General features: G+C 34.0%; 2 protein-coding genes. One reads left to right on the top strand and one right to left on the bottom strand.

The features are described 5' to 3' along the window. Positions 1-234 precede the first annotated feature (234 nt). Complete coding sequence (locus ACED25_RS23295; RefSeq protein WP_371696251.1) at positions 235-2,070, top strand: leukocidin family pore-forming toxin; 1,836 nt, start codon at positions 235-237, stop codon at positions 2,068-2,070. On the opposite strand, the gene ACED25_RS23290 is transcribed toward ACED25_RS23295, so the two are convergent. After that, on the bottom strand, positions 2,044-2,244 hold a 201-nt coding region (locus ACED25_RS23290), incomplete at its 5' end, for a hypothetical protein (RefSeq protein WP_231904637.1). The genes ACED25_RS23295 and ACED25_RS23290 overlap by 27 nt on opposite strands.

The raw sequence follows: 2,244 nt of genomic DNA, 5'->3' as shown, positions 1-2,244 counted from the left end.
TTTAGGCATAGGGCTACGAGAGGGAGTGAATGTAGCTGATCAGATCGTAGGTTTTGGATTTAGTTCCACTGAATTACGCAACAAAGCCCATAAATTGAGCCATAAATCACCTTTCCATTATGAATTTATATGTATAATGATAAACTTAATCATCAAGGTTATAAGTGATTAATTTAAGGTGCCAACAAAGTACCATCATATTAATTTTAAAACTAAAAAATATTTAGGAGTATTATGAAACGTTTGAATTTAATAGGAATTTTAGTAACATCAGTTTTAATATCTAGATCAGTTTTAGCTAGCGATACACTGCAAGAAGGTATAAACATTCCCGTTGGTGAATCAATACATATAATGAGTGATATGGTTGATAATTCAGACTTGGTTTATATAAATGCAAAGTATTGGTTAGAATCAGGAATTTATTCAAATGGCATTGAAAATGCAATTGATTTAATTGTAAATAATGGTTATCGTTATCTGGTTGATTTTAGTGAAATAGAAGGAAATAAAGAAAAAATAAAGGCAAAACATGTCTTTAGAAAGGTATTTGGTATTTCATTGGAATCTGATTATATTGCAATAACTGAACATAACCATAACGTTATGTTTACAGAGATCAGGGATAGATATGACACAAATATCCCAATTTTGAGTAAACCTGCACCAAAAAGGCAAAAACGTTCAACATCAAACACCCCAGTAGTACACTCACCGGTACCGAGTATTTCTAGATATTATAATGCGACTAAACAAATTACTGATTCTGAATGTGATATCACTTGGAACACCCAATTAGGAGATAGATCGCGGCATCTTTGTAAAAATGCTAACATTTCGCTTGTTTATAAGATAAACATGCAACGCTCCCTTGCGTTCGGAACAATCGGCTCAGCAACGCCTGATGCTAAAATAGTAAGAGTTGGCATTGATGATTCAACCACTGGCGCAGGGATTAGTCTAAACCCTGAAATATATTCGATGTACTTAGCCTCAAGAGGCATTGTTTGGCCAAGTGGTGGGATTGAATCTGAATGGGTGTCATCCGCAATAGCACAAAACTATACGTTTGAAATGATGGCATCAAATAATAAAACAAGTATTTTAAGAACCATTCCAGCAACAAATTTAAATGTAAATTATGATAAGAAGGAAGTATCAACTTTTCAATTTGGTATTGGAGGTGATGTTGGTGCAGATAAAACATCACCCAAAATTAGTCTAAATGCCAACGCGTCATGGACAGAATCCAAGTGGTTATCATATAAAACATTTGATTATGCGGTAACGAAATCGTCAAAAAGCCCTCAACATGTATCTTTCAAATGGTCTAGAGAGCAATATAATTCACCACATGCGATACAAAAAGATGAATCGCCATATGGAGTAACAGTCAGAAAAAATTATTTTGGGAGGTTACACTTAATCAATCCAATAGGGTACGCAAACTTCACACCCAAAATGGAAGTAATCTATTATTCTGAACCTGAGACCACAGGGACAACAGACATTAGTATATCCTCATCGGTTGGAATTACTGGGTATCGTTATTATTCAGAAATCCCATCTTGGGAAGTCCTAAGATATTATTATCCTAATGAAAAAGACTTTAAAATTAAAAATGTAAAAAAAGATATTAAATTCACTGTTGATTGGGATAATCCTGTATTTATTGGCGGAAAGCCGGTTAATTTACAATTGGGTAAATTTAACAATAAATGTGTAAGTGTTAATAAAAACCTCAGTGTTAATTCTGATACTTGTAATATATCCGAACTAAAGCAGTCATTTATTTTCGATACACTTAATCGATATCAGAGTACAAGCCAACCAGGTATGTGCTTGGATGCTAGTAACATTAAAAAAGTCAGCCCTTGCAGTTTAAAGCGAACACAAAGATGGAAATGGATAGATGACAAAGATGAACTAGAGAATTCATTTACTGGAAGTAGCCTTGGTTATACTGTAAATGAAGGAGAAATTAAATTAATTCCGAAAGAGAAAAAAGCTGAGGATAATATCAACTCAGTTTCAATGTTCTCGTCATACACGGATATATTTAATATGTGACATTTTTTCCCTTGAGAGTAATAACTCAAGGTTATTAAACTTACGAGTACTAAAATACGGTTCTGTCGCAAATCTAGTTAGAGGTGTGACAGGCCAACCGGCTTTGTTGCGTAATTCAATGGAACTAAATCCAGAACCTACGATCTGATCAGCTACATTCACTCCCTCTCGTAG

Origin of the sequence: Vibrio sp. 1F263 (genome assembly GCF_041439035.1) — a bacterium.
Taxonomy (GTDB): Bacteria; Pseudomonadota; Gammaproteobacteria; order Enterobacterales; family Vibrionaceae; genus Vibrio; species Vibrio tasmaniensis_A.
This window is presented reverse-complemented; position numbering and strand designations above follow the sequence as displayed.